Source organism: Desulfospira joergensenii DSM 10085 (assembly GCF_000420085.1).
GTDB classification, from domain to species: Bacteria; Desulfobacterota; Desulfobacteria; order Desulfobacterales; family Desulfobacteraceae; genus Desulfospira; species Desulfospira joergensenii.
On the sequence record NZ_ATUG01000003.1, the window covers coordinates 308185 to 333920 of the forward strand.

Genomic DNA, 25736 nt, shown 5'->3' on the forward strand with positions numbered 1-25736 from the left:
TCAATGAAATTATATTTCTCTCTGCTTTTTATTCTTTTATTTCCCGGGGCTGTTTTCGGGGCCGACCTGGTTTTCATGGTATTGGATCATAACTCCTATATTGCCACCCAGGCGGTCAATCACCTTGATCTTCCCCTGGACATCCAGGTGATCACTGCGGACGATGTGACCCGGCAGCCGGATGCAATGGCTGCAATCATCGATGAATCTTCCCTTTTGGTCATTGATATCATGGGACGGGAACTGGAGTCTTTTCTTTCACAACAGAGCGGTATTGAATCAAAAATTATCTATACCCTTCGCGGCTCCCTGGATGATGAGTCCCTTAAAAAAAAAGGATTCCGGTTTGATCCGGACGTATCTGTCTATTACCGGTATCTCTCCGTTGAAAATATAGAAAATATGCTCAGGCTGGTGATTCACCGGCACATGGATAAAACCATGTCCTTTGCCCCTGTGGTCAAACGGCCGGATCTGGGGCTATACCACCCGGATACCGGTAAAATTTTTACAGATGCCGATGATTTCTGGGCCTGGCAGAAAAAAAGACCGTCCTTTGACCCGGAAAAGCCCAAAATCGGTTTTTTGTTTTTTTCCTCCTTTTTGACCCAGGGCCAGAAAAAACCCGTGGACTATATCATTCAAAGTCTGGAATCCCATGGGTTTTTAGTCATGCCCTGTTACGGCAGGGACCAGAGAATCGTCCAGTCCTTTCTATTGGACCCGCAGGGAAAAGCCAGGGTGGATATGGTCCTGGCCTTTTCCTTTAAATTTTACAATGCCCTGACTCCGGAATTGGGGGCGGCTTTGAAAAAACTGGATGTCCCCATCTTCAATGCGGTCTCCCTTTACAAGAAATCCCATGAAGAGTGGCGTAAAAGTCCTGTGGGGATAGATAATCTGACCGTATCCTGGTCCCTGGCCGCTCCTGAACTGTCCGGACTTGTGGAACCCACGGTCCTTGCCGCCAAGGAAAAAATCAGGGATCCGGAAACCGGCAGGAACTATTTTCTGAACCGCCCTGTGGTGGAAAACATGGACCGGATCATTCCAAGGCTCAAAAACTGGAACCGGTTGCAGAAAATGCCCAATGATCAAAAACGGATCGCCCTTGTTTTTTACAACCACCACCAGGGCAAGCAGAATATCGGGGCATCCTATCTGAACGTATTCAGGAGCATTGAAGAGATCTTGACCGCTCTCAGAAAAAAAGGATACCAGGCCGGCTCCCCCCTTTCAGAGACCGATATCAAGGATATGATTCTGAAATCTGCCCGGAACATCGGATCCTGGGCCCCGGGCGAACTGGACAAACTCATCTCATCGGGCCGGGGAATCCGCCTGCCCATTGAACGGTATAAAGATTGGTTTGAAGCCCTTCCTGGAGATTTTAAGGAAAAGGTCAGGGATCAATGGGGGGAGCCGGAAGAATCCGGAATAATGAAGTCCGGCAGGGATTTCATTATTCCGGCGGTTAAAATCGGGAATATGGTTCTTCTGCCCGAACCGGCCAGGGGATGGGGGGATGACCCCATGAAGCTCTACCATGATACCACCCTTTATCCCCACCACCAGTACCTGGCCGTATACCTGTGGCTTCAAAAGGAATTCAAGGCAGATGCCATGATCCACCTGGGTACCCATTCCACCTATGAATGGACCCCGGGAAAACAGTCGGGACTCTCCCCTTCCTGCCCCCCGGAAGTGCTGATCACAGACATTCCCAATCTTTACCCCTATATCGTGGACGACGTGGGGGAAGGTATCATGGCCAAACGGCGGGGCCGGGGAGTCATGATCTCTCATTTGACTCCGACCCTGAGATCTTCGGACCTTCATGAAGAGTACAGCCGCATGGCCGAACTGGTCAATGATATCGAAAGGGCTGAATCCCGGGGCAGCATCACGGCGGAAGAAAAGAGAAAAGAGCTGCTGGAACTTGCCGGAACAACCGGTATTCTGGAGGATCTGAAATCGGAATCCATTGCCGGGAAGCCGGGTTATTCCCATGATAAACAAGAGCCAGACTCCCGTGATTTAGCAGGCGATCCAGAACCGACAGGGGACCATGACCACGAAGACACCGTCCATCTGCTGGGCCATTACCTGGAAGAAATCAAGGCGGAGATGATTCCCTTTGGCATGCATACATTCGGCAGGTCTCCGGGTCCGGAGGAAACGGCGGAAATGGAGACCTCCATCCAAAAGTGGAATCCGGAAATCGACCCTGCCCGTCTATCGGAAGATCTTGCCCAATCCGGGATCCGGGAAATCAACAGTCTGATCCGGGGGCTTGACGGGCGGTTTGTCCCCCCCGGTCCGGGCAATGATCCCGTGAGAAATCCGGAAGCCCTGCCCACGGGAAGGAACTTTTACGGGCTGAACCCGGGGAAGCTGCCCAGTAAGGCGGCCTGGGAACTGGGGAAAAAAGCCGCCCGGGAAATCATTGCCAACCATATTAAAAAACAGAACGGCTATCCCCAAAAGGTGGCCGTAATTCTCTGGGCAACGGAAACCCTGCGCAACGAAGGCGTGAATGAATCCACCATCCTCTATCTGATCGGGACAAGGCCCAGGTGGTCTAAAACCGGAAGGGTTCTTGGCCTGGAGCTCATTCCGTCAGGGGAACTGAACCGGCCGAGGATCGACGTAATGATCAATACCTCGGGTCTTTACCGGGATCTTTTTCCGGAAAAAATGATCTATCTTGACAAGGCCATTGACCTGGCCGCCCGGCAGACCGATGTGGAAAATCTCATTGCCCGGCATAACCGGGAGATGAAAACCCGCCTGATAAACCAGGGAATGGATCCGGAAAAAGCTGAAGAAATGTCCCGGTTCAGGATCTTTTCAGAGCCCCCCGGCGCCTATGGAAACGGGGTCTCGGAAATGGCCGGGGGATCATCCAAATGGGATAATCCCGATCAGGTGGTGGATGTGTTTGAAAACCGGACGGGTTTCGGATTCAGTCAAAAGCGTTGGGGGCTCCAGGCCGGCCGGTCGTTCAAGGAAAACCTGTCCCGGGTGGATGTCACGGTTCATTCCCGGTCATCCAATGTTTACGGCCTCATGGATAATGACGACATGTTCCAGTACCTGGGCGGGCTTTCCATGGCCGTTCGAAAGGAATCGGGGAAAACACCGGAAACCCTGATCACCCGGCAGCAGAACAAAGGCCGGGTTGAGGTGGAAGACCTGGGCAAGGCCCTGGGCCGGGAAATGCGGACCCGGTACCTCAATCCAAAATGGATACAGGGCATGAAGGCCGAAGATTATGCCGGCGCCAAAGCCATGTCCGACTTTGTTGAATATTTGTGGGGATGGAACATGACCACACCGGAAAAGGTGGATGGGGCAAAATGGCAGCAGACTTACGAGGTCTATGTCAAAGATAAATACGGTCTTGAACTGAAACAATTTTTTAACCAAGCCTCGCCCTGGGCTTTCCAGTCCATTACCGGGCGGATGCTTGAGACCCATCGAAAAGGGTATTGGAAACCGGACCGGAAAGTTCTGGAAACCATGGCAGCCGAATATGCGAAAAGTGTAATTGACAAAGGAGTGGCCTGCTGTGATCATACCTGCAACAATCCCCTTCTCAACCAGATGGTGGTCTCCATCATATCCATTCCGGGTGTGCTGAGCCCGGATCTGGTCGAAAAATTCAGGCTGGCCGTGGAGCAGGCGGCCAAAAAGTCACTGGACGAGCAGGTCCGGGACCAGAAGGATCTGATCCAAAAGCTGTTGGCTCCTGCTCCGGAAAAATCAGCCCAGGCTGATCCTGGAAAGGATAAAACAGACGAAAACATGGTGGAGGGGTATAAAATGGAAAAAATGGATAAAAAAGAGGATGTCACCCAGATGACTTCCTCGGGGATTGAATGGATGGCCGTTATTTTTATCCTGGCCATCATGGGGCTCACCGCCCTGGGAGCCGGAAAAAGAAAATTTTAAATCAGGAGAAATTCACATCATGAAGATCATTCACATTCTGGCAGTTGCAATCCTTTTCCTAGGAAGCCTTACCGGGTTGAGCGTTGCCCGGGAAACCAAAGACCATGCACAGGCTGAAAACCAGGAAGGCATTGCCAGGGCCGGGGTCTGGCTGGGATTGATCGATGCCCGGAAATATGATGAAGCCTGGCAGACCAGCGCCAAGGTGTTTCAGTCCGCCATACCCCATGAACAATGGGCCAAGACGGCAGCCTCCGTGAGAACTCCCCTGGGAAGCCTCATCCAAAGGAACCTGTTTCACGATCAATTCACCAAATCAATGCCGGGCATGGCCGACGGCCAATATCTGATCCTGCAATTTCTGGCCGAATTCAAAAATAAAAAAAGCGCCGTTGAAACCCTGACCCTTGTAATGGAACCTGACGGGATATGGCGGGTGGCAGGATATTTTATCAAGTAAATATGAAATCAATTTGGCTTTTCCTTCTGATACTGACATGGTTTTTCCCACCGGCACCTGCCTGGGCCGGCCCTGTTGCTCTGCCAGGGGAACCGGATCTCTTATACTTTCGCTTTCTTGGGATGAAAAAAGAAAAAAACGGTTCGGTTTCCCAGGCATTTGAAATGGTCTGTACCGACAGGAACATTGAAGACATCCAGGTCTTTTCCCGGGACAGCCGGAATAAGGACATCTATAAAATTCCTCTGAAAAACCGGAAGTTCACACTCTTTGCCCGGGATTTTACCCGGATCCATCTTTTTTCAATTGCAAAAAGCCAAACCCGGATACTGACCGCAGCCACTGATCTGATCTTGTTCGGATCGTCAAAGATCATCCCGGACCGTCAGCCGGCAGATCCTTTAAAGGTGAATCAAGTGATCCCCCTGCCCTTTATCCATTTGAGGCCCTCAAAAGATCATTATTGGAAACAGACAGGCCATTCATTCTTCTTTACAATCGAATCCTTATTTGACCCTAGGGCACATTTAAATTTTGATTTGAGCTCTGCCGGTTTGAATGTTCTTGAAAACAAGAATCTACACAGGCTTATATTATCATCCTCAAATGATTTCAAATATATCCCCCCCCATGATGAGCGATTGCGGAAACAGGGTCAAGGGGCCACACGCCAGGATCTGATCTTTACCCGGATATCCAATGGGTCCGGAGACTACGTCCTGACCTATTCCCTTGAACTCCACCGGTCCCGGTTTGCCTATAACAATCATTTCGCCGGCTGGCTGGCTTTTGGCGCAGGGATCCTCCTGGTTACAGGAGTGATTCTAAGGAAAAGGAGAACCCCATGGTGGAGCGGTTAAGAATTTTTTCCCAGCACATCGGTTTTCTCTTTTTCATGTACGGGGGAAGGCTGGGCATTGACCTGGGCAACTCCCTGCCCTGTTTTTCCTGCCCCTTTGTATCCGGCTGTGCCGGCCACTGCTATCTAATGGCGCTCCAGCGCAGTCATGTGGGGTTTCAAACCGGTTTCGACCTGATCTTTTCCGGGGCTTTCATCCATATTCTCTGGCCCTTTGTCCTTTTTCTGCTCTTTTTCATTCCCCTTTCAAAACTCTGGTGCTCCTGGCTCTGCCCCTTCTGCCTGTTCCAGGACTGGATCTCATGGATCAGGAAAAAGCTTAAAATCCGTGAAATGATCATGACCCAAAAAATCCGGCAGAATCTCAAACCTGTAAAATATGTTCTCCTGGCACTGCTCATCCTTATCCCCATGGCCATTGCCAATTTCAAACTCCATCCGGACTGGGGACTTCCCTTTTGCCGGATCTGCCCGGCAAAGCCGATTCTGCCCCTTTTTGCCGGCAATCCGGATCATTTCCACATTGACTTTACCAATACCGTCACCCTCTCTTTTACCCTGGTTTCCATGCTGCTCACTGCCGGATTTCTCGTGGGGATCTTCTTCAAGGAACGGTTTTTCTGCCTCTTCTGCCCCATGCTGGCTCTGATGCATCTGTTGAAAAAAATAAGCCCGGTCCGGTTTGAAAAAAAAATCGAGGCCTGTTCCGGATGCGGAAACTGCCAGCGCATGTGCCCCATGGATATAGAGGATGTCTTTTTTGAGAAAAACAAAAAGGATGTTCTTACCCAGGACTGTCTGGGATGCATGGCCTGCGTCGAATCCTGTCCGGGGAACGGGGTTCTGACCTATAAATGGTTGGGTTTTAAATTATTCTCCTCCTCAAAACACTACCTGGCCGGAAAATGGAGCTTAAAATGATTTCTGATAAATCTGAGTTAAGTCCCCGCCAGAAAAGGCTTCTCCAGAAAACCCGGAACCGGATGTCCGGTGAATGCAGGGATGTAATCGATTCCATCAAAAATAGGGATGATTATGCCCCTGGGCTGGCCCCTTTTCTGAAGATCCTTGAACAAACCCTTTTTCCGGAGGAATTTACCACAGCCCTGTCCCAAAAGAGCGTATATACCCTCTGTGTCCAGGCACCCCTGGAGCTTTTTCGTGCAGCAGGGGTGCGGCCCTTCAAACTTGCATGCGGGTCACACGCAGCCCTGGAGGCGGCTCCTCTTCATCTGCCCGCCCTCACCTGCCCCATGATCAAATCGGTCCTGGGACTGCTCCAATTGGAAAGCAAGACTTCTCCTACCAGATGCGTGATCCCCACGACCTGCGACTGGGTGGTAAAATTTAAAGAACTGGCCGGCCTGAATGAGAGAGCAGATATCCATTATCTGGAGCTTCCCCATCTAAGGGAAACCGAATCCGCTTCCAGGCGGTGGCTGAACCAGGTATATGGGCTGAAAGCCTGGCTGGAAACCGTGACCGGTCGGAAAATCAAGCCAGGCGATATTTATGAGGCAATATGTTCCTATGCCGGGGCCTACGAGGTTTTCTGCCGTTTGATTGAATTGAGGCGGGCCCAGTCCCTGCCCGGCCTTTCTTTTGCCCTCATGGCCAATGCTCTGGCCTATATGGACGTGGATCAATGGACGGCCTGTGTAAAGGAGTACATGCTTGATCTGAAGGAACCTGCCCCTCCAAAGACGCCTGTATTTTTAACCGGCAGCCCGATTCTTTTTCCCAATTACAAGCTGCTGTTCCTGATTGAAAAAGCAGGCATGGCCGTGGTGGCCGATGACCTTTGTTCCATGGAAAGAAGCATCCCCGGTGCCCTAACCTGGGAGGACAGGTCGGAATACGCCCTTTTAAGGGCCCTTGCCGAACGAAATCACAAGGCCTGCATCTGTCCGACCTTTGCAGATAATCAGAGGCGATTCAACAGCCTGGTCCATACCCTGGAGCAGAGCCGAATCAAGGGAATTATATTTCACGTTCTCAAGGGCTGCCACCCTTTTGACATTGAGTCGGGAATCCTTGAACTGCAGCTCAAGGCAAAGGGGATCCGGTTTTTGAAAATCGAAACCGATTATGTCAGGGAGGATGAACAGAATATTGTGACCCGGCTGGAGGCATTCAGCCGGACCCTCAGTTTATGAACGGCCCCTGAAAATTGTCAATCAGGAGGCATGCATTGGGAGTTGTATATGAAAATCGGGATTGATGTCGGCAGCACCGGCATAAAAATTGTTTTTCTGGAACCGGGAGCACCGGGTAAAATTCTCTGGAAAACCGTTGTACCTACAAAACCCGGCCAGGCTTCACTGGTCAATGGGCTTGTAGAACAAGGGCTCTTGGCCTGCTCTGCCCACAAAAGCGACATTGAAAAGGTCAGTGTCACCGGATACGGCCGCAATCTAATTGAATCCAAGACCCAGGTCATAGACGAAATCTCCGCCAATGCCGCAGGGATCCATTCCCTGACCCGGGGCCGATGCCGCACCCTGATCAATATCGGCGGCCAGGACGTAAAAATCATCCGGCTTTCAGACCGGGGACAGGTCCTTGATTTTCGGATGAACGACAAATGCGCTGCCGGAACCGGACGCTTTTTTGAAATTGCCGCCACCATACTCGATACCCCTCTGGAAGATTTCAGTGCACCTGAAACCGTTGAAGCCGTCAGTATCAACTCCACCTGTGCCGTATTTGCCGAGAGCGAGATTGTCTCCCTTCTGGCAAAGGGCATTGATAAACGCTCCATCATTAAAGGCATCAACAATGCAGTGGCCAAACGGATCGCCAATCTTGCCGGAAACGGCCTTCTGGAGGAAGAGGTCTACGTGGACGGCGGACCTGCCAAAAACCTGGGATTGATACAGAGCCTGGAGGATGCACTTTTGTGCGATATCAAAGTCACCCGGGAACCCCAGTTTACCGTAGCCCTGGGATCGCTTCTGGCGGACTGAAGAAATCTATACGGGGATCACATCCAGGGCATCGGCAATATGATCGCAGAAGATCTTTGCCACGCCCTCCAGATCACCGATGCCCTGGTCCACTACCTTCACCCGGATATCGTTTCGTTCAAAGGTCTTTTGCCAGGAATCTTCCTCATGGGTAAGATCTTCCTTAAAGTGAACCCCTGCCACCAGCATCAAAGGGATCAGGCAGGCCTTGGAAAACCCGGCTGATTTTATCCGGTCAAGGGTATGGTCCAGTCCTGGAAATTTTTCCACGACCCCCACAAAGACGTGGTTGCCGTAGTGGGATCTCAGGACAGACTCCAGAGCCGGATATGCGGTCCAGGCCGGATGATCCGTTCCATGGCCGACCAGGACAATAGCCCGGTCATTCTCCCGGGGAAACAAAGGAGCCAGGGCAGCCGCGGTTTTGTCGTGATCCAGGGGAGAGGTCAGAAGGGGCAGTCCCACGGAAGACCGGATATTGACATGATTCCGTTCCCCCACCAGGCGGTCAAACTCATGTCCGCAGACCAGGTGAAGGGACTGCATCACCACCCATTCATGGCCCTGATCAGCCAGGATCCGGGCCATTTCAAGGGGATCTTTTAGACCAAGCTCTTTTTTTTTCTTCATGGCATGTTTAACCATTCTGGAGGAGTAGGCCCAGTGAATTTCATGCCCGGGAAAGGCCGACTCAAATACCCGGTCCATTTTTTCATAGGTGGCAAAGGCCTTGGCCGTGGTGCCAAAGGCCGTTAATATGATGGGAATTTTCCCATGGCTTTCCAGCATTTTATTTTTCCTTTTTCACGGGATTCTTTTTGCGGGTCTTGACCCGGCTCAGGGCTGAACGGGCCTGTTTCTTGTACTTCTTATATCCCAGGGCATGTTCAAAGGCGTTTCTGGCCTGGGGGTATTGTCCGCAGTTCATGGCAGAGTACCCCAGCATGAGCCAGGTCTCCCCCAGGGCAGAATCCTGGGTACTTGAATGGTTTTTGCCTTTGACCGGTTTTTTTGCCAGGATTTTTTCATAGATCTCTGCGGCCCTGGCATACTCTTCCCGGGTGTACATGATCCTGGCCTTTAATTTCAAAAGGCGGTCATCGGATCCTAAAGACAGTCCCTTTTCGATCCAGGCAAGAGCCCTTTCCGGATCATGGGCCATGAGGGATGCCTGGCCCGCCTTCAGGATCAGTTCGGGTTTCCGGTTTTTATCCAGGGCATTTTCATAGATCTTACAGGCCTGGCCGGGTACATCCAGGGAAAGATAGAGATCAGCGGCCAGCAGTTGTTCTTCCGGGGTCATGGGGGTCAGATACCCGTATATGATCAGGGCGGTCAGCCCTTGTTTGATGCGGTTGGAATTGAGATGAATATGGCACAGGGCCTTCCACCACTTGGGCTCCAGGAGATCTGTTTTTGTGAGAAACTCGGCATAGGCCAGCGCTTTTTGGGCCATGCCCAGGGAAAGATACTGATGAAGCAGGATCTCCTGCCATTTTTTTCTTTTTTTGATATCGGTCTGCCGGGCAAGCTCCTCAATCACGGGCAGAGCCTGTTTAAACCGGTCCAGGGAAAAGAGGATATTGACCAGGACCTCTTTCCAGGCAAGGGGTACTGCCTGGGGATGGGTTTGGATCAGGCGGGAAAAGATATCCAGGGCCTTTTGGGCTGCATTGGCCTGGAAATGGCAGACGGCAGCGTAATAGAGATAAATGGGCTTGGGGGGTTCAGATGTATTGTATCCCTGTTCAAAAGCGATACCTGCCTGGCCGTATTCTTCCATTTCATACCGGCACTTGGCCAGATTGAGCCAGGCCGGGGAAAAGGATGGATTCCGGGCAACTGAATCCCGGTAGCATTCAGAAGCTCTCCGGAGAGGATCAGGCACGGCCGGATCTTTTTTGCCTTCAATACTGTCCTGGTCCAGGGTCAGATAAAAATTGCCCAGAAGAAAAAGGACATAATAGTGGGTATACCCTTTTTCCCGGACAGCTTCCGGTTCCAGCCCCTTCCCCTTGTCCCTGAAGGATTCCAGCAGATCTATTCCCTTTTGAATTTCTCCGGTCTGGTACAAATGCTGGGCCTTGTTGACACAGATGGCCGCAGCCAGGGGAAGGGAATCCTCTGCCGCCCCGGTTGCGGGGACAGATAAAAGGCAGGCCAGTATGAAAAAAAAGAATTTCATCATTCTTCCAGCTCAAAACGGATGGTGGTATGGGCCCTGGCAGCCACGGGAATTCCTTCAACGGTTCCGGGCTTGAATTTCCACCTGGAGACACAGTCCATCACACTTTTTTCAAACATCCCCTTTGGCTCGGATTTCAGGATCTTCACCTGTTCCACCCTCCCGGATTTTGTCACCCGGAATTCAATGGTGACAAATCCCTCGATCATCCTTCGCTTGGCCCGCATGGGATAAAGGGGTGGAATCTTTACCAGTGGGGTCAGGGGAGAGTCGAGTTCGTTGATGTCATATAGGTCTTTGAGAACCGGCCCGCCCATGGAAAAATTTTCAATGGCCGGCAGGTTCAGATCCATGGGGGTTGCCGGCAGTCTGGTGTTGATTTTAAAGGCTAGCCTCGGCTTAAGGTTCATGGGGCGCTGTTTGGGCGGAGGGGTTTTGGATCTGGCAGCGGTTCTGGGCCGGACAGCCTCATTTTTGGGCGGGGTTTTCTTTTTAACCGGTGGAGGGTCTTCTCTTTTGACCCGGATCACCTGGATCTGTTTGTAATCTTCCAGGGATTTGTTCAGGTCGGGTACTCCCTGGATCAATCCCGGCATCAATGCAAATAAACAGATATTGAGCAGGGCCGAGGCGGCCAGGGCAAGACTCCAGCCCCCAAGGGATCGGATCCGGGAAGCCATACTAGTTCTTCGAACCCGGGCTGGCGGCAATGGAAACGTTCTCGGCACCGGCCAGTTTACAGGCATCCATCACATTGATGACCAGGCCGGTCATGCTTTGTTTGTCTGCGACAATCACCACGCTGCCCTCGGGATTTTCAGCCAGGGCCCTCTCCACATTGGCCCTGACCGCCCGGATATCCACCTGGCGCCGGTCAATATGAATGGTGCTGTCCTTTGTGATTCCGATGAGAATCGTTGTCTGGGTCTTGCTGATGGCCGTGGTGGCCGTGGGCCGGCTGATATCCACCCCGGTCTCTTTTATAAAGCTGGTGGTGACCAGGAAAAAAATCAATAGGATAAAGACCATGTCAATGAGCGGGGCAATGTTCAATTCCAGATTTTTTGTATTGGCCCGTCGGGCAGCTGAAATATTGAGCATAGAGATTCCTTTCCTATAAAAACTGCTGCAAATAAATCCCGGTTGCAGCAACCCTGTATTTGAGGTTATTGGCTCTTTTGGTTAAAAAACCGCTCATGTAAAGGCCGGGGATGGAGACCATGAGCCCGGTCTGGGTGGTAATCAGGGCAATGGATATTCCCCCTGCCATGGCCTTTGCATTGCCGGTGCCGAAAAGGGTGATGACCTCAAAGGTTTCCATCATGCCGGTCACCGTACCCAGCAGGCCGAGGATCGGGGCCACCCCGGCCAGGACTTTGATAAAACCCAGATAAGAGTCCAGGGAAGATATCAGACGGACAACGGTTTCATCCAGAATAAACCGGTCCAGTTCCGGGTCACGGCTCCGGATCAGCAAAAATTCCCTGACCAGAGCGGAGCTGACCCCCTTATACTTATCCGGGGGTAGCTGGTTGTTTTTTACATATTCCCCGGCTTTGTCCCTGGATATATTGGTGATATTGAGGCGCCGTAAGAAAAGCATGCGGTTGAAAATCAAAACCCACATGACAAGGGAAATGCTCAAAAGAGGAAACATGACGATCCCCCCGGAGCGGATGTAGTTGTCTATGGAAAATAAAAGTTCCCGGATCATGGCCTGTACTCTAGTGGTTTTCCACGGATGTTTTAAAGACCAGATTGACAAATGCCACGGATTTCTCCTCCATTTTCATTATCTGGGTTTCCACCTTCCGGCTTAAAAGGGTATGGCCCAGCATAATGGGAATGGCCGCGGAAAGGCCGAGCATGGTTGTAACCAGGGCCTCGGAAATCCCTCCGGACATCATCCTGGGATCACCGGTTCCAAAATAGGTAATGGCATGAAAGGTATTGATCATACCCGTGACGGTCCCCAAAAGCCCCAGAAGCGGTGCAATGGCCGCCAGCATCCCCAGGGTGGACAAAAACCTTTCAATGGCTGGAATTTCACTTAATATCGCTTCCTGGAGGGCGTTTTCGATTTCCGGCCGGGTTTTGTCTTTCAGGGCCAGGGCCGTCAAAAGAACTTTTGGGATCAGGCGGGTGCGTTTGGACTCCAGAAATGTCCGGCACCCTTCCCAGTCGTCTTGAATCATCATGGATTTAATCCTGAGCATGAGTTTTCCGTCATTGGTGGTCTTCCGGAAAAAGAAGATCAGGCGCTCGATAAAGATGAGAACGGCCAGGATCAGGATCAGCAGAATCGGCCATACAATGACCCCGCCTTTGGGAATCTGCTCGGCCAGGCTCAGCTGATGGGTCATCTGGCGGATGGCTCCCCCCTTTGAGATATCCATATAAACGGCATCGCCCTGCCCGGCTATATAGGATGAAATATTTTTGGCAATCCGGGCCGAGGGGAGCTTGGAAAGGGCAAAATACCTCTGGCTCTGATCCGAGTACAGGAGAAATCCAACTTCACTGCCCAGGGAATAGATGCCCGTAAAATTGCCCAGGAGCAGAAGTTGAGCCTGCTGTTCCTTTCCGTTCCTGTCCACGATCTGCCCCTGGGTGATCCGGACCTCTCCGGACAACAGGATCTCCTGGAACAGAAGGTCTGCGGCTTTTCTCACATCTTCCATGGAGGGCGTTTTCTGCTGGAGAATCAGGGGTTCAAGCACGGCATGGCGGTCGGGGTGAAGTCCGCTTTGCAGGCTCTGGAGCAGCAGAGCCTTAAGATCCTTGGCATATCCCCTGACCGTCCCTTCAAACTCCCGGTTCTCTCCGCTGACCTCAACCAGGTCTTCCCGGAGTTTTTCCGTTACTTTTTTAAGGTTGCCGATGTCGGATTCCAGGCCCTGGTTCTGAACCCTAAGGGCCTGGTTCTCTTGTTTGAGCCGGGCAATGGCCCTTTGCAGCTCATTTTTATCTTTTTTAATGACCGCGGCCTGGGCCGCCGCCTCTTTTGCTGCTTCCTGTTTTTCCTTTGAGGCCTTTTGGATCAGCTCCTGCTGCTGTTCTTCTAGGAGTTTATGTTCCAGCCGTCCGTCAGCCCCTATTGCCGTCCCCGGAAGGATAGACCAGAAAAAAAACAGGACCAGAACCAGGGGATAAATTTCTTTCATCATTCTCGTCATTCTCATCAAGGCCTTATTCATTTCCGGATCCCTCCCCGGGTGCCAGCCTTCCCAGGGGAAGGGCCAGAAGTTCCACGGATCTTCTTTTTTTACCGATTTCAACGGCAGATCGGACCGCCATGAGATGGTTCTCCGGCAATTTCTGCCATAAGCCATGGGCTACGTTAAAATAAGCGGCAGAGTTCTGGTCCAGAGATAAAAAGAAAAGGGAGACCCGTCCCAGGCGAAAGATATTGCCCAGGATTTCCTCCCCGGCCAGGGAGATTTTATCCTGGTATACTTCAATGGTGGTCCCGTATTCGGCTTCGATAAAAAGGGCCTCCATCACTTTCCTGTATTTTGAGGCCATGGTATTTTCAGGATCGTCCATGACTTTTTTCAGGCGGGCCAGCCGGCCTGTCCGTTCTTCTTTCAGGAAGGGAGCATCCCCGGATATCAGGATTTCAAGCTTTTCATACACCTCCTCCAGAAAGGGCATGAGTTCCCTTTGAATTTTCAGGGCCTCTTTTTTTTGCTCCTTCAGGGTCTGATTCAAGGAGGCCTGGCTCTGTTTCAGATCCATCAATCGCTGGTTTTCCTTTTCTAGGGCCCCATTCTCCTCCTGGAGCTGCTCAAACAAAAGGGTGAGTTCCGTCCGCTCCTGTTCCCATTTGTCTCTTTTTTTCTGGGTTTTCTGGCGGATGGACACAGACTCTTCCACCGGTTTTTTTATGTTTTGGGCCGTGTTTGCCCGGCCGGTTCCGGTCCAGGGAAAGACCAGGAAACCGGCCCATAGAACCGGCAGAATCCATACCGATTTTTTGAGGATGCTGTTTTTACATTTCATTGATCCTGTTCTCTTTCATGGTCAAAGGGGTTATGGGGTTTTTATTTTCACTCTCCTGGAGATTGCTCACAAGAAAGATCCAGGGTTTTTGGGTGATGGGATTGGGGGAAACCTTGACCCGGGTCCGGTAAACCGCTTTGATGGCTTCTTCGGTCAGAACGGATGCCGGGGTGCCGGTATTGAAAATAGTGCCCGTGCTCTTGTCCAGAAGCACCAGCCGGTCCGAATATTCCGACGCCAGGTTGAGATCATGGAGAACCATGAGAACCGTCAGTTTGAGTTCTTTTCTCAAGCGGTTCATCAGATCCAGAATTCTGACCTGGTGGGTAATGTCCAGATGGGAGGTGGGTTCGTCCATTACCAGAAGAGAAGGCTCCTGGGCAAGCGCCCTTGCAATGGCGGCAAGCTGACGTTCACCTCCGCTGATTTCATTCACCCTGGCATGGGCCAGTCCGGCCACCCCTGTCAGCTCCATATAGCGCTGGGCGATATCTGCATCTGATTGGGTTTCAAAGAACTGGTACTTCCCGAAAAAGGGCAGCCGTCCCAGCATGACATACTCCCTGACCGTCATGGAACAGGGGTCGATGGTCTGGAGGACGGCAGCCACCTTCCTGGCAAACCCCTTGCCCTTCAACAGGGCAATATCCTGTCCCAGGATCCGGATCCGGCCGGCGGCGGGCATGATATTTTTCAGGATATTTTTAATCAAAGTGGTTTTCCCGCATCCGTTGGGACCGATAACCGCCAGGAATTCACCCGGAAAAACCTGAAAAGAGATATCATTTAACACAGGTTTCCCCGGGTATTTGAAATTTAGGTTTTCAACCTCAAGTACGGGCTTCACAGGCTCACCTTTTTCCTGGAAAGAGCCCAGATAAACATGACGCCCCCGATGATTCCGGTAATGACCCCCACGGGCAGTTCCAGGGGAGAGATGATGACCCGGGCAATGACATCGGACAGGGTCAGAAAGGCCGCTCCGGCCAGAAAGGAGGCAATCAGAAGAATCCTGTGATCCGGCCCGGTCATCATACGGACAAAGTGGGGAACAATGAGCCCCACAAACATGATGATCCCTGCCACGGCCACGCTCAGGCCCGTTAAAAAAGAGGCCGTAATAAATAAGAATTTCTTGGTCCGGGCGGTATTGATCCCGAGGCTTGCCGCTTCCTCGTCCCCCAGGAGAAGTGCATTCAAGTCCATGCAGAAAAAATAGGAGATGAACAAGCCGGCCAGGGCTCCGATGCAGGCGGTCCGGATCAGGGTGGTGTTGGGTTCGTCCAGGGACCCCATGATCCAGAGGACAATGCTCTGGAGATCATCGCTGTGGGACAATGCCATGAGCAGCATGACCAGGGAAGAGGCCACATAGGAGATCATCACCCCGGTGAGCAGCATCCGGTTGGAACGGACCGACCGGTTTCCGCGGTTCAGCCCGTAAACCAGAAAGATCACCAGGCTGGCCCCGATAAAACCGGACAAAGGAAAGGCAATGATGCCCAGGATCGCGTGAAACTGGAACAAAATGTTGAGGCAGACCCCCAGGGAGGCTCCCCCGGAAATTCCCAGGGTATAGGGCTCCACCAGGGGATTCCTGAACATGCCCTGGAGCAGGGTTCCGGCAAGGCTTAAGGAACCGCCCACGGCCATGCCCAGCAGGATCCTGGGAAAGCGGATGTCCATGAGTATGCTGTACTCGGCCGATCTCTTTTGGTTGAAAAGAATATCCGGGATCTTTTGGATTTCAATTCCGGCGCTGCCCGTGCAAAGGGCAAGAAGCGCGGTTGCCGCCAGAAGAATCAGCAGCCCCCCTGTGATCAGTCCCCATTTCCTAAATTTTTGATGAATCAAGAACAGCCTCCCCCTGGACAGGATGTAAGCGAATGGCAGTGGAATCGGTAAGATGGGGGTGAACCAGGGGCAGAATAACTTTCAGCCCGTTCACAAAGGTCATGGGTGTGGGGCTGCAGATCAGTTCCGGGTCCAGGACATAGACCCGGCGGCTCTGAACGGCTTCCATGGCCTTGAATGCCATCCACCGCTGTTTTTCGAGTTCTCCTGCCTTTTTGGAGGAGCCCATGGTGGCAATGAGAATGATCTGGGGATTTTCCGCCAGGACCTTTTCCCTGGAGTAGATGCCGGAGGACTCATTCTCTGCGATATTTCTTCCCCCGGTGTACCGGATATATTCATTGATGAACATCTCCTTGTTTGCAGAATGAAGGGGTTTTAAACCGATCTGCATGAAGACCCTGGGCTTTTTCAGGTCCCGGGTCAGCTCCAGGATCCGGCCGGCCTCTTTTTCAGCCTTTTCAACGATTTCCCGGGCCTGGTTTCCATGGCCGAGCCTTTCCCCGATATTCAGGGTCATTTCACACATCTGTTTAAAGGTTTTGGGATTTTCCGATTTGAATATCGGAATGGACTGGCTTTCTAAAATCATCAGCTGCTTTTCACTGGTCAGGGCGCTGGCAATGACCAAATCGGGTCTTAACCGGATGATCTTTTCCACGTTCATCCGCGTAACCGACCCGATTTTCTCCTTTAATTGGGCTTCGGGCGGGGAATTGCAATAATTGGTATCGGCAATCAGGCGGTCCTGGGCGCCAACAAGGTAAATGGTTTCCGTAATAATGGGAGAAAGGGAGATCACCCTTTGGGGCAGGGATTGTCCGGCCGTGGCAGGCCGGTCCATGGTGAAAAACAGACCTATTGATACGGCCGCAATCAAAAAAAATTTTAGTCTATTCATGGCGCAGTCTCTCCAATACTCCCGTAAAAACGGCGTTCAAAGATGTTCGCATCACCCTGGGGATATCCTCCGCCGTGACCAGGTCTTCGATCAATTCAACCGGTCTCCCGGCGATTTGGGAGGCCACCACAAGGCAATACTCCTCATAAAGGCTAAGGTCCCGGATCAGACCTTTTTCGTATTGGTCACTCAGAACAAAGGCCGATTCAATAAAAGCGCTATACCGGGGCTCCAGCAGGAGATGCTCCACTTCCCCGGATAAAGAGCTTTTTTCAATGGACTGGATGTTCATGCATTCACAGGTGACATTGGATGCCAGGCTGTGGATGGAAAGCTTTCTTTCCTTGAGGCGTTGGAAAACATGACGCCGGGCCGTGATTTTGTTCTGATTCAGTATGGCTTCCCGGACCGCATCGTACACGGCCCTTGCAATGAGTTCCCCCATTTTGGAATGGCCTCCTGCATTTTCTATGGTCTCCCCTTCCCCCTGGACCATGAGGATATTGTCCGTTCCTGTGCCGGTGGCCCGGTTCTCCAGAGGGGTATAGGTGCTCCGGATATCCAGATCCTCCAGTGCGGCGGTCTTGGCCTCTGTGGCGGAGATGATCCCCCGGGTCATGGCCCGCCGGGAGAGCTTCATATTGGTCAGGACGATGATATTGATGGTGCCGGGTTCATAGTGTTTCCCAATATCCTTTGACATCCGGACCGCATTGGACATGACCCCGGCGGTGGCCGCCACCACCACTTTCATCTCCTTAAACCTCTTTTCCTTGAGGCTCAGATTGTCCATGTCTGCGCCGGTGATCAGGAAAGCAGTGCTTGATTTCTTCTTTTTATTGGCCTTGAGAATCCCGGAACGAATGGATTCAATCCCCTGAAAATGACCCGGTCCCCAGGTGGGGGGCGGGGAATAATGATTTCCCACGGTCAGGATGCCGGACCGCTCTCCTTCCAGACTGGAGACAATGGTCTGGGGAGTTTTAAAATCGATCATCAAGGTTTTGTTTTCAAAATCAAGGATAAAGGATCGATTCACCTTTGCGGATTTAACGTAATCCAGATCAATGTTTATGTTTCCAGAAAAGTTGATTTGAGTGGGAAGAATTTCATTTTCCGGGGCGGCAAACTCCCGGGTGTAGATCATTGAAGAGAGCCAGGAGATAAAATAACCGGTGTGGGAGGCGGCCCGGCAGGTGAGTTCACAGGGGAAATAATAGATCCGTCCCTTTTTTACAGCCTCCACGTCCTTCCACCCCTCCTGTGAGAAGAACAGATCTGCCGCCTTTTCATCTCCCCCGCATCCGTAGATCACCTGGGGGTTGAACCTGGTCCACTCTTCTCTGGTCACCGGAACCACACTGCCCGGTTTGCCGAAATCAGGGGGAATCCCCCCTGCCAGCCGGATCAACTCATTCTGAAAGGACTCATTCCCCGGGGTCATGATCTGGTCCCTTCCCATGAGGCGGATCACCCGTTTTCTCTTGCCCGGAACCGCCTTGGCAAGCTTTTTCCCGATATGCTCAATCTGGGCCCGGTTCTTTTGGACAAGGGTCTGGGCGGCCTCCTCTTTTTGAAATATCCGTCCCAGGGTCAGGATGTTTTCATAGGAGTGCTCTATACTTTTTGTTCCATAGACAAAGAGTTTGCATGGGGAATCTTTGAATGTTTCCTTCACTTCTTGATGAAGAGAAGAGAGGATGATCATATCCGGGTTCAGGGCTTTTATTTTTTCAATGGATGGCTGAAAAAATCCGCCCACCACGGTTTTTCCGTCGGCTCCCCGAAGGGTGGCGTCATGGAAGGTCAATCCCAGGACAGATTCTTCTGCCCCGAGTTCAAAGAGGATTTCCGTGGCCGTGGGAACCAAGGAGACCAGGCGTTGGGGCTGGTGCTCGATACTCAGGCGGTTTCCAAGGGAGTCGGTTATTTCAAATCCCCAGGCCCTGCTCTGGGGAAGGACCAGGCAAAAGGCCGCGATCGCAATTAAAAAAAGGTTTTTGATTCCTTGGCTTTTTTGTGGTCTCACTACAGAGATTCCCCGTGTTTAAAAGATTGTGGCCTAAAATACAAAAGCTCCGGATCGATGTAAAATCGATCCGGAGCTTCCCTTTTCTTTGTCCAGGATCAAGAACGTCCCTGTGCCTCAAGGGATAGTTCATTTTCAGGCAGGTCTTCTGACTTTTGGATCAACCTAGTGGCTGCGCCTTCCCACCAATATAAGCATTGACAGTGGCTGGATGCAGCGTTCGTTCCCAACTACAGCGGCGGGCCCGTTCCGGATTTTAACCGGATTCCCTATTAAGCTTTTCAGCACCTGAACTATTGTTTTCATATTTTGTAAACCATAAAAAGTCAACCTCAAAATGGTCGGGCGATCGATATGAAAGGAAATTGGGAGGGGGATAATGGGTTCCGGGTAAAATAAAAAAAAAGAAAGAGGCCGGAGCTATCCCCTTTTTTCCATGATTCCGGTGACCAGGGGAACGGCCAGAAAACAGATGACAAAACCCACCACCCCGTTCCACCCGAATTCCTGGAATCCGTATCCGGCCCCGGTGATTCCCAGCCATCCCCCGCAATAGTAGAACAGGACGTAAAGGGCATTGGCCTTTCCTTGGCTGCCGGATAATTTTTGATTGAGCAGTCCCACGGCAACGGAATGGATGGTAAAGAATCCGGCACAGACCCCCAGCAATCCCAGGATAACCGCCGGAACCCAAGGGACCAGAAGCAATGTCAAAGATCCTCCCAAAACAAGGGTTCCTACGATCAGGGTCTGCCCCCCTCCCAATGAATTGCTGATCCTGCCGGCCAGGGGGCCCAGGAAGATTCCCAGAATATAGACAAAATAGATCAGGGTGATCAGTTCCGTGGAAAAATGAAAAGGATCTCCTGCCAGCCGGTAGGGCAAAAAATTAAACACTGGCGAAAAGATCAGCAGGCTTCCGGCACCGCAGGCATATAGCGGAAGAAGATCCCTTCGCAATAATAGATCAATGAAACCGGGTTCCTGTCCGGAAAGAGGCTTTTTCCCCGTCCCGGACCGGGGCAGGACGACTAGGGCTGCAAAGGTGGCCAAAAGGATCAGGCCCGAGGCAGACACAAAAGCGTACCGCCAGTGAAGGGGCGGATGAATCCAGCCGCCCAGCAGCCTTCCCCCCAAACCTCCCAGCACGGTGGCGGAAACATAAGATCCCATGATAATGGTCAGCCGTTCCCGGGGAAGGGTTTTGGCCAGCCAGGCGGCCAGACTGGTGGTCAGGGCCGGGATAAAGAGTCCCTGGAACATCCGGGCCATGACCAGAGCCCTGAAATCATGGGTCCATGCAGCAACCAGGCCTCCTGAGGCTACGCATATGCCGCCGATGAGAATAATCGGCTGGATGGCGATCTTATCGGCCAGAAAACCGAAAAAAAGATTGGAGAGTACGATTCCCAGGATGACCAGGGAGACGGTCATGGACACCTGGACCGGGGATACGCTGAACTCCTCCTGGAGCACGGGCAGAATGGGCTGGGTAATATAGATATTGGTAAAAGATGCGGAGACCAGCGCAAATACGACCATCTGAAGTTTAAAAGTCCCTGTTTTCAAAATTTGGTCTCCGAAAAAAGATCTTGAAAACAGGGTTATACACCTGCATGATTTGGAATTACAATCCTTTTTGTCCGATTGCGGCAGGAATCATAATGGTCCCCGGATCCTTTACCTCAACGCTGCAAATGTTATGTGAAGCGCTGGGGTTTACTCCCGTCTGCTTACCCTGGGTTCATGGGGCCGGCCAATCTGATAGTAGAGTTCCTTTCTTTCTTCCTCTTCCTTGCAATGGATGCATTTGGTGGTCACCGGCCTTGCCTCAAGCCGTTCTAAAGAGATATCCTCTTCGCAGGATTCACAGATTCCATAGGAGTTGTTTTCAATTCTCTCCAGGGCTTTGCGTATTTTTTTAATCAACAGACTTTCCCTGGATCGGATTCTCAGCCTCATGGTCTGATCGGCTTCATTGCTGGCCCGGTCAAGATACTCAATTTCCCCGCCGTTCCGGGATCTTAATTCAATCATCTCATGGGTGGCGGAATATAACAGCTCATCGAGCCTCTTGAGTAACATAGTCCTGAAATGCTCAACCTGATCTCGATTCAAAGATCCGCTTCCCAAAAGATCAATAGATACAAATTCCATTTTTCCGGCCTCCAATTCGTGTGACTGCTTTTCACCCAGCAGATTGACAAAAACTTAGCAAGATGCATGCCCATGCCTAAACCCGGCATATTCATGGTATAAAAAATGCAGAATGCAGAATGTCCGGTAAACAGACCCGCCAAGGTGCGGATTGTACAAAGAGGAAATATCTAAGGGGAAGGAAAATGGGTAAATACGATTCCGAGTATGCCGATTTCAGCAAAATTGGAAAAAGTAAAGTGCGCAGATTCAGGGATTACCATGATGAAGAGCTCAATCACGAGGATAAAAAAGAATTCTATAAAAAGAACAAAAAAGAGGGACGGCTGAAAAGGAAGAACAGAATAGACCCGGATTTCGAATTCTAGTGGAAAGCAGAAAAACAGACATTAAATGTCGGAAAATATAAGTTTGGCCTTTTGATCCTGGACATCAAATGTCCTTTTTCGGTTTAAAATTCTTTTTATCCAGCCCGTGTCTCTTCAAAAGGCGGCTCAGCTGCCTGGGAGTGATTTCAGCGATCCTGGCCGCAGGATCGATTCTGCCTTTTGTCTGCTCCAGCAGAGCGGTAAGATAGGAGAATTCAAATAAATTGACGGCATTCTGCCTGGCCCGGGCCAGGGAGGTGGCCGGGGGGTGATCCGTTATTCCCGGTTTAATTCCCGGCAGGGTCTCCAGGGGAAGGTTCCTGGGCATGATCCTGGATGAGTTCTCCAGGATATAGGCCCGTTCCAGGATATTCTCCAATTCCCGGATATTGCCGGGCCAGTCGTATTTTTTGAATCCTTCAAGGATATTCGAGTCAAGTCCTTTGATCCCTTTGCCGTATTTGATATTCAGGTTTTTAAGGAAAATTTCGATCAAATAGGGAAGATCTTCCAGCCTTTCGTTGAGGGGGGGGATCTCTATGGGGAAAACATTGAGCCGGTAATAAAGGTCCTTCCTGAACTCACCCTTTTCCACCTGGCAAGCCAGATCCGAATTGGTGGCCGCAATGATCCTGACATCCGACTGCAGGGTGGACTGTCCGCCGATTCGGCTGTAGATCCCGTCCTGCAGTACCTGGAGCAGTTTTATCTGAGCCGCCTGGGTGATGGTTCCGATTTCGTCCAGGAAAATAGTCCCTCCCCGGGCCATTTCGAATTTCCCCGGTTTTTTTCGGTCCGCTCCGGTGAACGCCCCTTTTTCATGGCCAAAGAGTTCGCTTTCGATGAGGGTGTTGGGAATGGCCCCGCAATGAACTTCGATAAACGGCTTTTCGCACCGCTGGCTGTGCCAGTGGATCAGTCTGGCCATCATCCCCTTTCCCGTACCCGTATCTCCCAGGAGCAGAACAGTGGCTATGGTGGGGGCAACCGACCGGATATCCGCATAGATCTTTTTCATCCTGGGATTTTTGGACTGGATGATATCCAGCCACTCTGTTTTCCAGAAGACATCCCTGAGATAGTCAAGTTCAAAATCCCGGGAAAGGGTCTGGCTCGCAGACGAGACCAGCATCTGGACTTCCTTTTTAATGACCGGATAATGAAGATATCCTGAAGCTCCTTCCTTAACCGCCCTGAGGCCAGCCTCCTGATTCTCCCGGCTGCACAGGACCACGATCTGAACAAAAGAATTGGTTCTGACAAAGGGATGGTCTGAAAAACTGAATCCTTCCGACTCCTGAATCTCTTCCAGAAGGGTGATGTCGGCGATGATCATGTCAAAGGGGGATTTACCGTGAAGGGCCTTGGCGGTCGGGAAATCCGGCGCATGTTTTACGGCAATGGATTTTTCCAGTATCTTTGATATGCCAATGAAATCTTCTGGGCGGCGGGTTAGGACCAGAATATCTTTCAAATTCATTCCCCAAAAAAGCATTGTTCAATGTCTGGCGTAACTCATGAGAATCCGGACAAATTGTAAGGAAGTATTACCAGCAAGCCGAAGGAGTGTCAATAAGATCATTGAACGGCGCTGTTTCCGGCAGAATCTGCAGGAAAGAGGCGGTTGACTTTTTGTGTTTGGCCGGAACTTGAAATTATCCGGCAAGGATCTGAAGGACATCCACCTGTTTTACGCCCCCATGGACAGATACCCTGCCCAGAAGAGTCACGGTTTCCCTTAACCGCTGATTCAGAATTCTTCCGAAATCATTGTCTGTAATGACAAGAAGATCTTCATCAAATGTGGTGATACCGGTTCTGAGAACCAGCCCGTCATTGTCCCATTCCACGGGAATGATGATCCCCTGGATATATTTTTCCCTGGTTTCCATGACTTTATGAGGGTTGCAAATAGTGAACCAGAAATAGGATGATTCTCATGGGGAAATCAAAGATCAATACAGGGAAAAAGGCTGGAGTCCGTATATTGATCTTGCCCTGTCGCACAGGTAGTTGCCTGTGCCCGCCTCCCAGGATCTGATAAAATTCCTGCAGGCAGAGGGCCTGTCCAGATAGATACTGCACCGGACCCGGGTACCGATGCATCCTTGAAGGGCAATGCAGCGGGGATTGGCTGTCTGGGTTCCTTTCATGATTCTCTGGGAAAGCTTTTGACTCAGGGTCAGATCGGAAGGGACAAGACCGCTGTTCTCGGTGATCTCCTCTTCGGGAAAGGATACCGGATACATGGCGCAGCAGGCCCCGCAGGTCTCACACGGATTGGGTTTCATGCTCCTCCCTTAAAAATGATTGCAGATACTCTATTTTTAAAAGAGGCAGCATGAAGCATGCCAGTTCCGGTTTTTATTGAAGATCAGGCAATAGGGCGGAGGGTGGCAATAACCGGGAGGACCTAAGCAAAGGAAAAATAAAATTCAGACCTCTTGCTTCCGGTTCCAGGGCCGGGTCAGGCTTTGCCGGTTCCTCGTTTAAACGGACTCGCATCTCTTTTTCCGGGATCTTCCAGAAAGGAGATGAATCCCTTCCGCTCCCGGGAAAGCCCCTCTGCAAGGCTCATCCGGTCTCCGGATTCCACCAGGGATTTGATTTTCCCGAGCATGTCCCGGTCCATGGAGCAGATATGCCCGGCAATCTCCCGGACCCGGGTCATCAGGATTTCCCCGGGAACCACTTCATTGACCAGCCCCCATTCAAGAGCCTGGAGTGCTGAAACCGGCTGCCCGGTAAAGGACATCTGCTTGGCCCTGCGCCTGCCCACGGCCTGCTGGAGCAATTGACTGACTCCCCATCCCGGATGGATCCCCAGTTTGGCATGGCTGTCAATAAAAACCGCCCGGCTCGATGCAATGAGAAAATCGCAGCAAAGAGCCATTTCCAGCCCCCCGGTGATGGCATGGCCGTTTACCGCTCCGATAATGGGCTTGCCGCAGGAAAGGAAAATTTCCGGCAGTTCCCTGCCCTCTCCCTGGATATCAAATAATTTTTCCGTATGCACTGCTTCCAGATCAACTCCGGCACAAAAGGACTTTCCCTTTCCTGTTAGAATGATCACCCCGACATCCTCCCGGGACCCTGCGTTTTCAACGGCCTCATACAATTGGATGAGCAGGGCCTGGTTAATGGCATTGTGGCGCTCCGGCCGGTTCAGGGTTATGACGGCAATGGATTCACTGACCTCCAGTAAAACAGATTCTTTGTTTTGTGACATGGATTCTCTCTTTTATTCCGGATCCATACGGTTAAAGTTTTCTGCCCGGATCGGTTGTGGTTTCTAAAATCAGATTAAGGGCCTGAAAGAATCTTGTCAACAAATAGCGAAATTAGTTTCAATGGAATGTTTTTAAAAAAAGATGTATAAAATCCTTTTCACTTTGACGCTGATTCCGTTACATTCCTACGCTGATAATGAAAATTGTTTTGGACGGAGAAAAATGAAAATCAAGAAGGCAGAAACAAAACCGGAAATCGAAGAAATCCGCAGGCTTTTCCGGGAGTACGAGGCATTCCTGGATGAGGATCTCTGTTTTCAAAGTTTTGAAGAGGAGCTTGCCGGTTTACCCGGAAAATACTCACCTCCAGGCGGCGACCTTCTCCTCGCTTTTGACGATGACAGAGCTGTCGGATGTGTGGCGGTTCGAAGCCTGGGCCATGATGTCTGCGAGATGAAGCGTCTATTTGTCAGGCCCGGGGCCCGGGGGACCGGTTTAGGGAAAAAACTGGCCCAAGAAATGATCGTGATTGCACGGGAACTCGGCTACTCTCTTATGCGGTTAGATACCCTTGAACGGCTCAAAGAAGCCATGCATCTTTACGAAACCCTCGGCTTCAGGAGGACAGATCCCTACTATGAGAATCCGCTTCCCGGCGTCGTATACTTGGAGAAGGTGCTGAAAGAGGAAAACCCGGGCCAATAGGAAGCCGCGGCCAAATCGATTGCCCGAGTTAAACCTGCGGATTAGACGAATTCAGGTAGAGCCAAT

At 51.3% G+C, this 25736-nt stretch carries 25 protein-coding genes and 1 riboswitch; of the genes, 8 read left to right on the top strand and 17 right to left on the bottom strand.

Annotated elements, in window-relative coordinates:
• Positions 1-3 precede the first annotated feature (3 nt).
• The 6 genes from F608_RS0125610 to F608_RS0125635 all read left to right on the top strand — a co-directional run bounded on the left by F608_RS0125610 (position 4) and on the right by F608_RS0125635 (position 8239).
• Positions 4-3954: a cobaltochelatase subunit CobN gene (locus F608_RS0125610; RefSeq protein WP_022668600.1), complete on the top strand. Its 3951-nt coding sequence runs from the start codon at positions 4-6 to the stop codon at positions 3952-3954.
• Positions 3955-3973: 19 nt separating this feature from the next.
• Positions 3974-4414: a DUF4019 domain-containing protein gene (locus F608_RS0125615; protein WP_022668601.1), complete on the top strand. Its 441-nt coding sequence runs from the start codon at positions 3974-3976 to the stop codon at positions 4412-4414.
• A gap of 122 nt (positions 4415-4536) precedes the next feature.
• Positions 4537-5274 (top strand): hypothetical protein, encoded by a 738-nt coding sequence (locus F608_RS0125620; RefSeq protein ID WP_022668602.1) that lies wholly within the window; start codon positions 4537-4539, stop codon positions 5272-5274.
• The gene (locus F608_RS33375; RefSeq protein WP_022668603.1) at positions 5259-6194 is read left to right on the top strand and encodes a 4Fe-4S binding protein; all 936 of its coding nucleotides are present in this window, start codon (positions 5259-5261) and stop codon (positions 6192-6194) included. The genes F608_RS0125620 and F608_RS33375 overlap by 16 nt, the downstream gene beginning before the upstream one ends.
• Entirely contained in the window at positions 6191-7429 is a 1239-nt protein-coding gene (locus tag F608_RS0125630; RefSeq protein ID WP_022668604.1) for a 2-hydroxyacyl-CoA dehydratase subunit D, read from the top strand. The genes F608_RS33375 and F608_RS0125630 overlap by 4 nt, the downstream gene beginning before the upstream one ends.
• A 48-nt stretch (positions 7430-7477) precedes the next feature.
• Positions 7478-8239: an acyl-CoA dehydratase activase gene (locus tag F608_RS0125635; protein WP_022668605.1), complete on the top strand. Its 762-nt coding sequence runs from the start codon at positions 7478-7480 to the stop codon at positions 8237-8239.
• A gap of 6 nt (positions 8240-8245) precedes the next feature.
• On the opposite strand, the gene F608_RS0125640 is transcribed toward F608_RS0125635, so the two are convergent.
• From F608_RS0125640 to F608_RS33400, 13 genes are all read right to left on the bottom strand, one after another.
• Positions 8246-9028 carry a sirohydrochlorin cobaltochelatase gene (locus tag F608_RS0125640; RefSeq protein ID WP_022668606.1) on the bottom strand — a complete coding sequence of 261 codons (783 nt, stop codon included), beginning with the start codon at positions 9026-9028 and terminating at the stop codon, positions 8246-8248.
• 1 nt (position 9029) lies between these two features.
• Entirely contained in the window at positions 9030-10424 is a 1395-nt protein-coding gene (locus F608_RS0125645; protein WP_022668607.1) for a tetratricopeptide repeat protein, read from the bottom strand.
• Positions 10424-11104 carry an energy transducer TonB gene (locus tag F608_RS35365; protein ID WP_022668608.1) on the bottom strand — a complete coding sequence of 227 codons (681 nt, stop codon included), beginning with the start codon at positions 11102-11104 and terminating at the stop codon, positions 10424-10426. The genes F608_RS0125645 and F608_RS35365 overlap by 1 nt, the downstream gene beginning before the upstream one ends.
• A 1-nt stretch (position 11105) precedes the next feature.
• Entirely contained in the window at positions 11106-11525 is a 420-nt protein-coding gene (locus F608_RS0125655; RefSeq protein ID WP_022668609.1) for an ExbD/TolR family protein, read from the bottom strand.
• 13 nt (positions 11526-11538) lie between these two features.
• The gene (locus F608_RS0125660) at positions 11539-12189 is read right to left on the bottom strand and encodes a MotA/TolQ/ExbB proton channel family protein (protein WP_341833818.1); all 651 of its coding nucleotides are present in this window, start codon (positions 12187-12189) and stop codon (positions 11539-11541) included.
• Entirely contained in the window at positions 12149-13591 is a 1443-nt protein-coding gene (locus F608_RS0125665) for a MotA/TolQ/ExbB proton channel family protein (RefSeq protein ID WP_022668611.1), read from the bottom strand. The genes F608_RS0125660 and F608_RS0125665 overlap by 41 nt, the downstream gene beginning before the upstream one ends.
• A 22-nt stretch (positions 13592-13613) precedes the next feature.
• Positions 13614-14426: a DUF3450 domain-containing protein gene (locus F608_RS33385; RefSeq protein ID WP_022668612.1), complete on the bottom strand. Its 813-nt coding sequence runs from the start codon at positions 14424-14426 to the stop codon at positions 13614-13616.
• The gene (locus F608_RS0125675; RefSeq protein WP_244154340.1) at positions 14416-15219 is read right to left on the bottom strand and encodes an ABC transporter ATP-binding protein; all 804 of its coding nucleotides are present in this window, start codon (positions 15217-15219) and stop codon (positions 14416-14418) included. Before F608_RS0125675 ends, F608_RS33385 begins: the two co-directional genes overlap by 11 nt.
• A gap of 50 nt (positions 15220-15269) precedes the next feature.
• Positions 15270-16280, bottom strand: coding sequence for a FecCD family ABC transporter permease (locus F608_RS0125680; RefSeq protein ID WP_022668614.1), 1011 nt, complete (start codon positions 16278-16280; stop codon positions 15270-15272).
• A complete protein-coding gene (locus tag F608_RS33390) occupies positions 16261-17181 on the bottom strand; it encodes an ABC transporter substrate-binding protein (protein WP_022668615.1) in 921 nt (306 codons plus the stop codon). The genes F608_RS0125680 and F608_RS33390 overlap by 20 nt, the downstream gene beginning before the upstream one ends.
• Positions 17174-19210 carry an adenosylcobinamide amidohydrolase gene (locus tag F608_RS33395; RefSeq protein WP_022668616.1) on the bottom strand — a complete coding sequence of 679 codons (2037 nt, stop codon included), beginning with the start codon at positions 19208-19210 and terminating at the stop codon, positions 17174-17176. The genes F608_RS33390 and F608_RS33395 overlap by 8 nt, the downstream gene beginning before the upstream one ends.
• A 121-nt stretch (positions 19211-19331) precedes the next feature.
• Positions 19332-19517: riboswitch (cobalamin riboswitch) on the bottom strand.
• Positions 19518-19630: 113 nt separating this feature from the next.
• Positions 19631-20779 (bottom strand): MFS transporter, encoded by a 1149-nt coding sequence (locus F608_RS0125695; RefSeq protein WP_022668617.1) that lies wholly within the window; start codon positions 20777-20779, stop codon positions 19631-19633.
• Between the two features lie 150 nt (positions 20780-20929).
• Entirely contained in the window at positions 20930-21367 is a 438-nt protein-coding gene (locus tag F608_RS33400) for a TraR/DksA family transcriptional regulator (RefSeq protein ID WP_244154341.1), read from the bottom strand.
• A gap of 185 nt (positions 21368-21552) precedes the next feature.
• Here F608_RS33400 and F608_RS0125705 point away from each other — a divergent pair, with 185 nt between their 5' ends.
• Positions 21553-21735, top strand: coding sequence for a hypothetical protein (locus tag F608_RS0125705; RefSeq protein ID WP_022668619.1), 183 nt, complete (start codon positions 21553-21555; stop codon positions 21733-21735).
• 64 nt (positions 21736-21799) lie between these two features.
• Here F608_RS0125705 and F608_RS0125710 read toward each other — a convergent pair whose 3' ends face one another.
• The 4 genes from F608_RS0125710 to F608_RS33410 form a co-directional block, all read right to left on the bottom strand.
• The gene (locus F608_RS0125710; protein ID WP_167332206.1) at positions 21800-23215 is read right to left on the bottom strand and encodes a sigma-54 interaction domain-containing protein; all 1416 of its coding nucleotides are present in this window, start codon (positions 23213-23215) and stop codon (positions 21800-21802) included.
• Positions 23216-23390: 175 nt separating this feature from the next.
• A complete protein-coding gene (locus F608_RS0125715; protein WP_022668621.1) occupies positions 23391-23627 on the bottom strand; it encodes a hypothetical protein in 237 nt (78 codons plus the stop codon).
• 63 nt (positions 23628-23690) lie between these two features.
• Positions 23691-24026 (bottom strand): YkgJ family cysteine cluster protein, encoded by a 336-nt coding sequence (locus tag F608_RS33405; protein WP_022668622.1) that lies wholly within the window; start codon positions 24024-24026, stop codon positions 23691-23693.
• A 176-nt stretch (positions 24027-24202) separates the two neighbouring features.
• On the bottom strand, positions 24203-24964 hold the full coding sequence (locus F608_RS33410) for an enoyl-CoA hydratase (protein ID WP_022668623.1): 762 nt from the start codon (positions 24962-24964) through the stop codon (positions 24203-24205).
• Positions 24965-25187: 223 nt separating this feature from the next.
• Here F608_RS33410 and F608_RS33415 point away from each other — a divergent pair, with 223 nt between their 5' ends.
• A complete protein-coding gene (locus tag F608_RS33415) occupies positions 25188-25670 on the top strand; it encodes a GNAT family N-acetyltransferase (protein WP_022668624.1) in 483 nt (160 codons plus the stop codon).
• Positions 25671-25736: the final 66 nt, after the last annotated feature.

Coding starts and splice junctions, on each gene's coding strand:
- F608_RS33390 (WP_022668615.1), bottom strand. CDS start 17,181: ATGAATAGACTAAAATTTTTTTTGATTGCGGCCGTATCAATAGGTCTG.
- F608_RS0125710 (WP_167332206.1), bottom strand. CDS start 23,215: ATGAATTTGAAAGATATTCTGGTCCTAACCCGCCGCCCAGAAGATTTC.
- F608_RS35365 (WP_022668608.1), bottom strand. CDS start 11,104: ATGGCTTCCCGGATCCGATCCCTTGGGGGCTGGAGTCTTGCCCTGGCC.
- F608_RS0125620 (WP_022668602.1), top strand. CDS start 4,537: ATGAAAAAAGAAAAAAACGGTTCGGTTTCCCAGGCATTTGAAATGGTC.
- F608_RS0125615 (WP_022668601.1), top strand. CDS start 3,974: ATGAAGATCATTCACATTCTGGCAGTTGCAATCCTTTTCCTAGGAAGC.
- F608_RS0125715 (WP_022668621.1), bottom strand. CDS start 23,627: ATGGAAACCAGGGAAAAATATATCCAGGGGATCATCATTCCCGTGGAA.
- F608_RS0125705 (WP_022668619.1), top strand. CDS start 21,553: ATGGGTAAATACGATTCCGAGTATGCCGATTTCAGCAAAATTGGAAAA.
- F608_RS0125640 (WP_022668606.1), bottom strand. CDS start 9,028: ATGCTGGAAAGCCATGGGAAAATTCCCATCATATTAACGGCCTTTGGC.
- F608_RS0125610 (WP_022668600.1), top strand. CDS start 4: ATGAAATTATATTTCTCTCTGCTTTTTATTCTTTTATTTCCCGGGGCT.
- F608_RS0125645 (WP_022668607.1), bottom strand. CDS start 10,424: ATGAAATTCTTTTTTTTCATACTGGCCTGCCTTTTATCTGTCCCCGCA.
- F608_RS33410 (WP_022668623.1), bottom strand. CDS start 24,964: ATGTCACAAAACAAAGAATCTGTTTTACTGGAGGTCAGTGAATCCATT.
- F608_RS33405 (WP_022668622.1), bottom strand. CDS start 24,026: ATGAAACCCAATCCGTGTGAGACCTGCGGGGCCTGCTGCGCCATGTAT.
- F608_RS33375 (WP_022668603.1), top strand. CDS start 5,259: ATGGTGGAGCGGTTAAGAATTTTTTCCCAGCACATCGGTTTTCTCTTT.
- F608_RS33400 (WP_244154341.1), bottom strand. CDS start 21,367: ATGGAATTTGTATCTATTGATCTTTTGGGAAGCGGATCTTTGAATCGA.
- F608_RS33385 (WP_022668612.1), bottom strand. CDS start 14,426: ATGAAATGTAAAAACAGCATCCTCAAAAAATCGGTATGGATTCTGCCG.
- F608_RS0125665 (WP_022668611.1), bottom strand. CDS start 13,591: ATGATGAAAGAAATTTATCCCCTGGTTCTGGTCCTGTTTTTTTTCTGG.
- F608_RS33415 (WP_022668624.1), top strand. CDS start 25,188: ATGAAAATCAAGAAGGCAGAAACAAAACCGGAAATCGAAGAAATCCGC.
- F608_RS0125635 (WP_022668605.1), top strand. CDS start 7,478: ATGAAAATCGGGATTGATGTCGGCAGCACCGGCATAAAAATTGTTTTT.
- F608_RS0125630 (WP_022668604.1), top strand. CDS start 6,191: ATGATTTCTGATAAATCTGAGTTAAGTCCCCGCCAGAAAAGGCTTCTC.
- F608_RS0125655 (WP_022668609.1), bottom strand. CDS start 11,525: ATGCTCAATATTTCAGCTGCCCGACGGGCCAATACAAAAAATCTGGAA.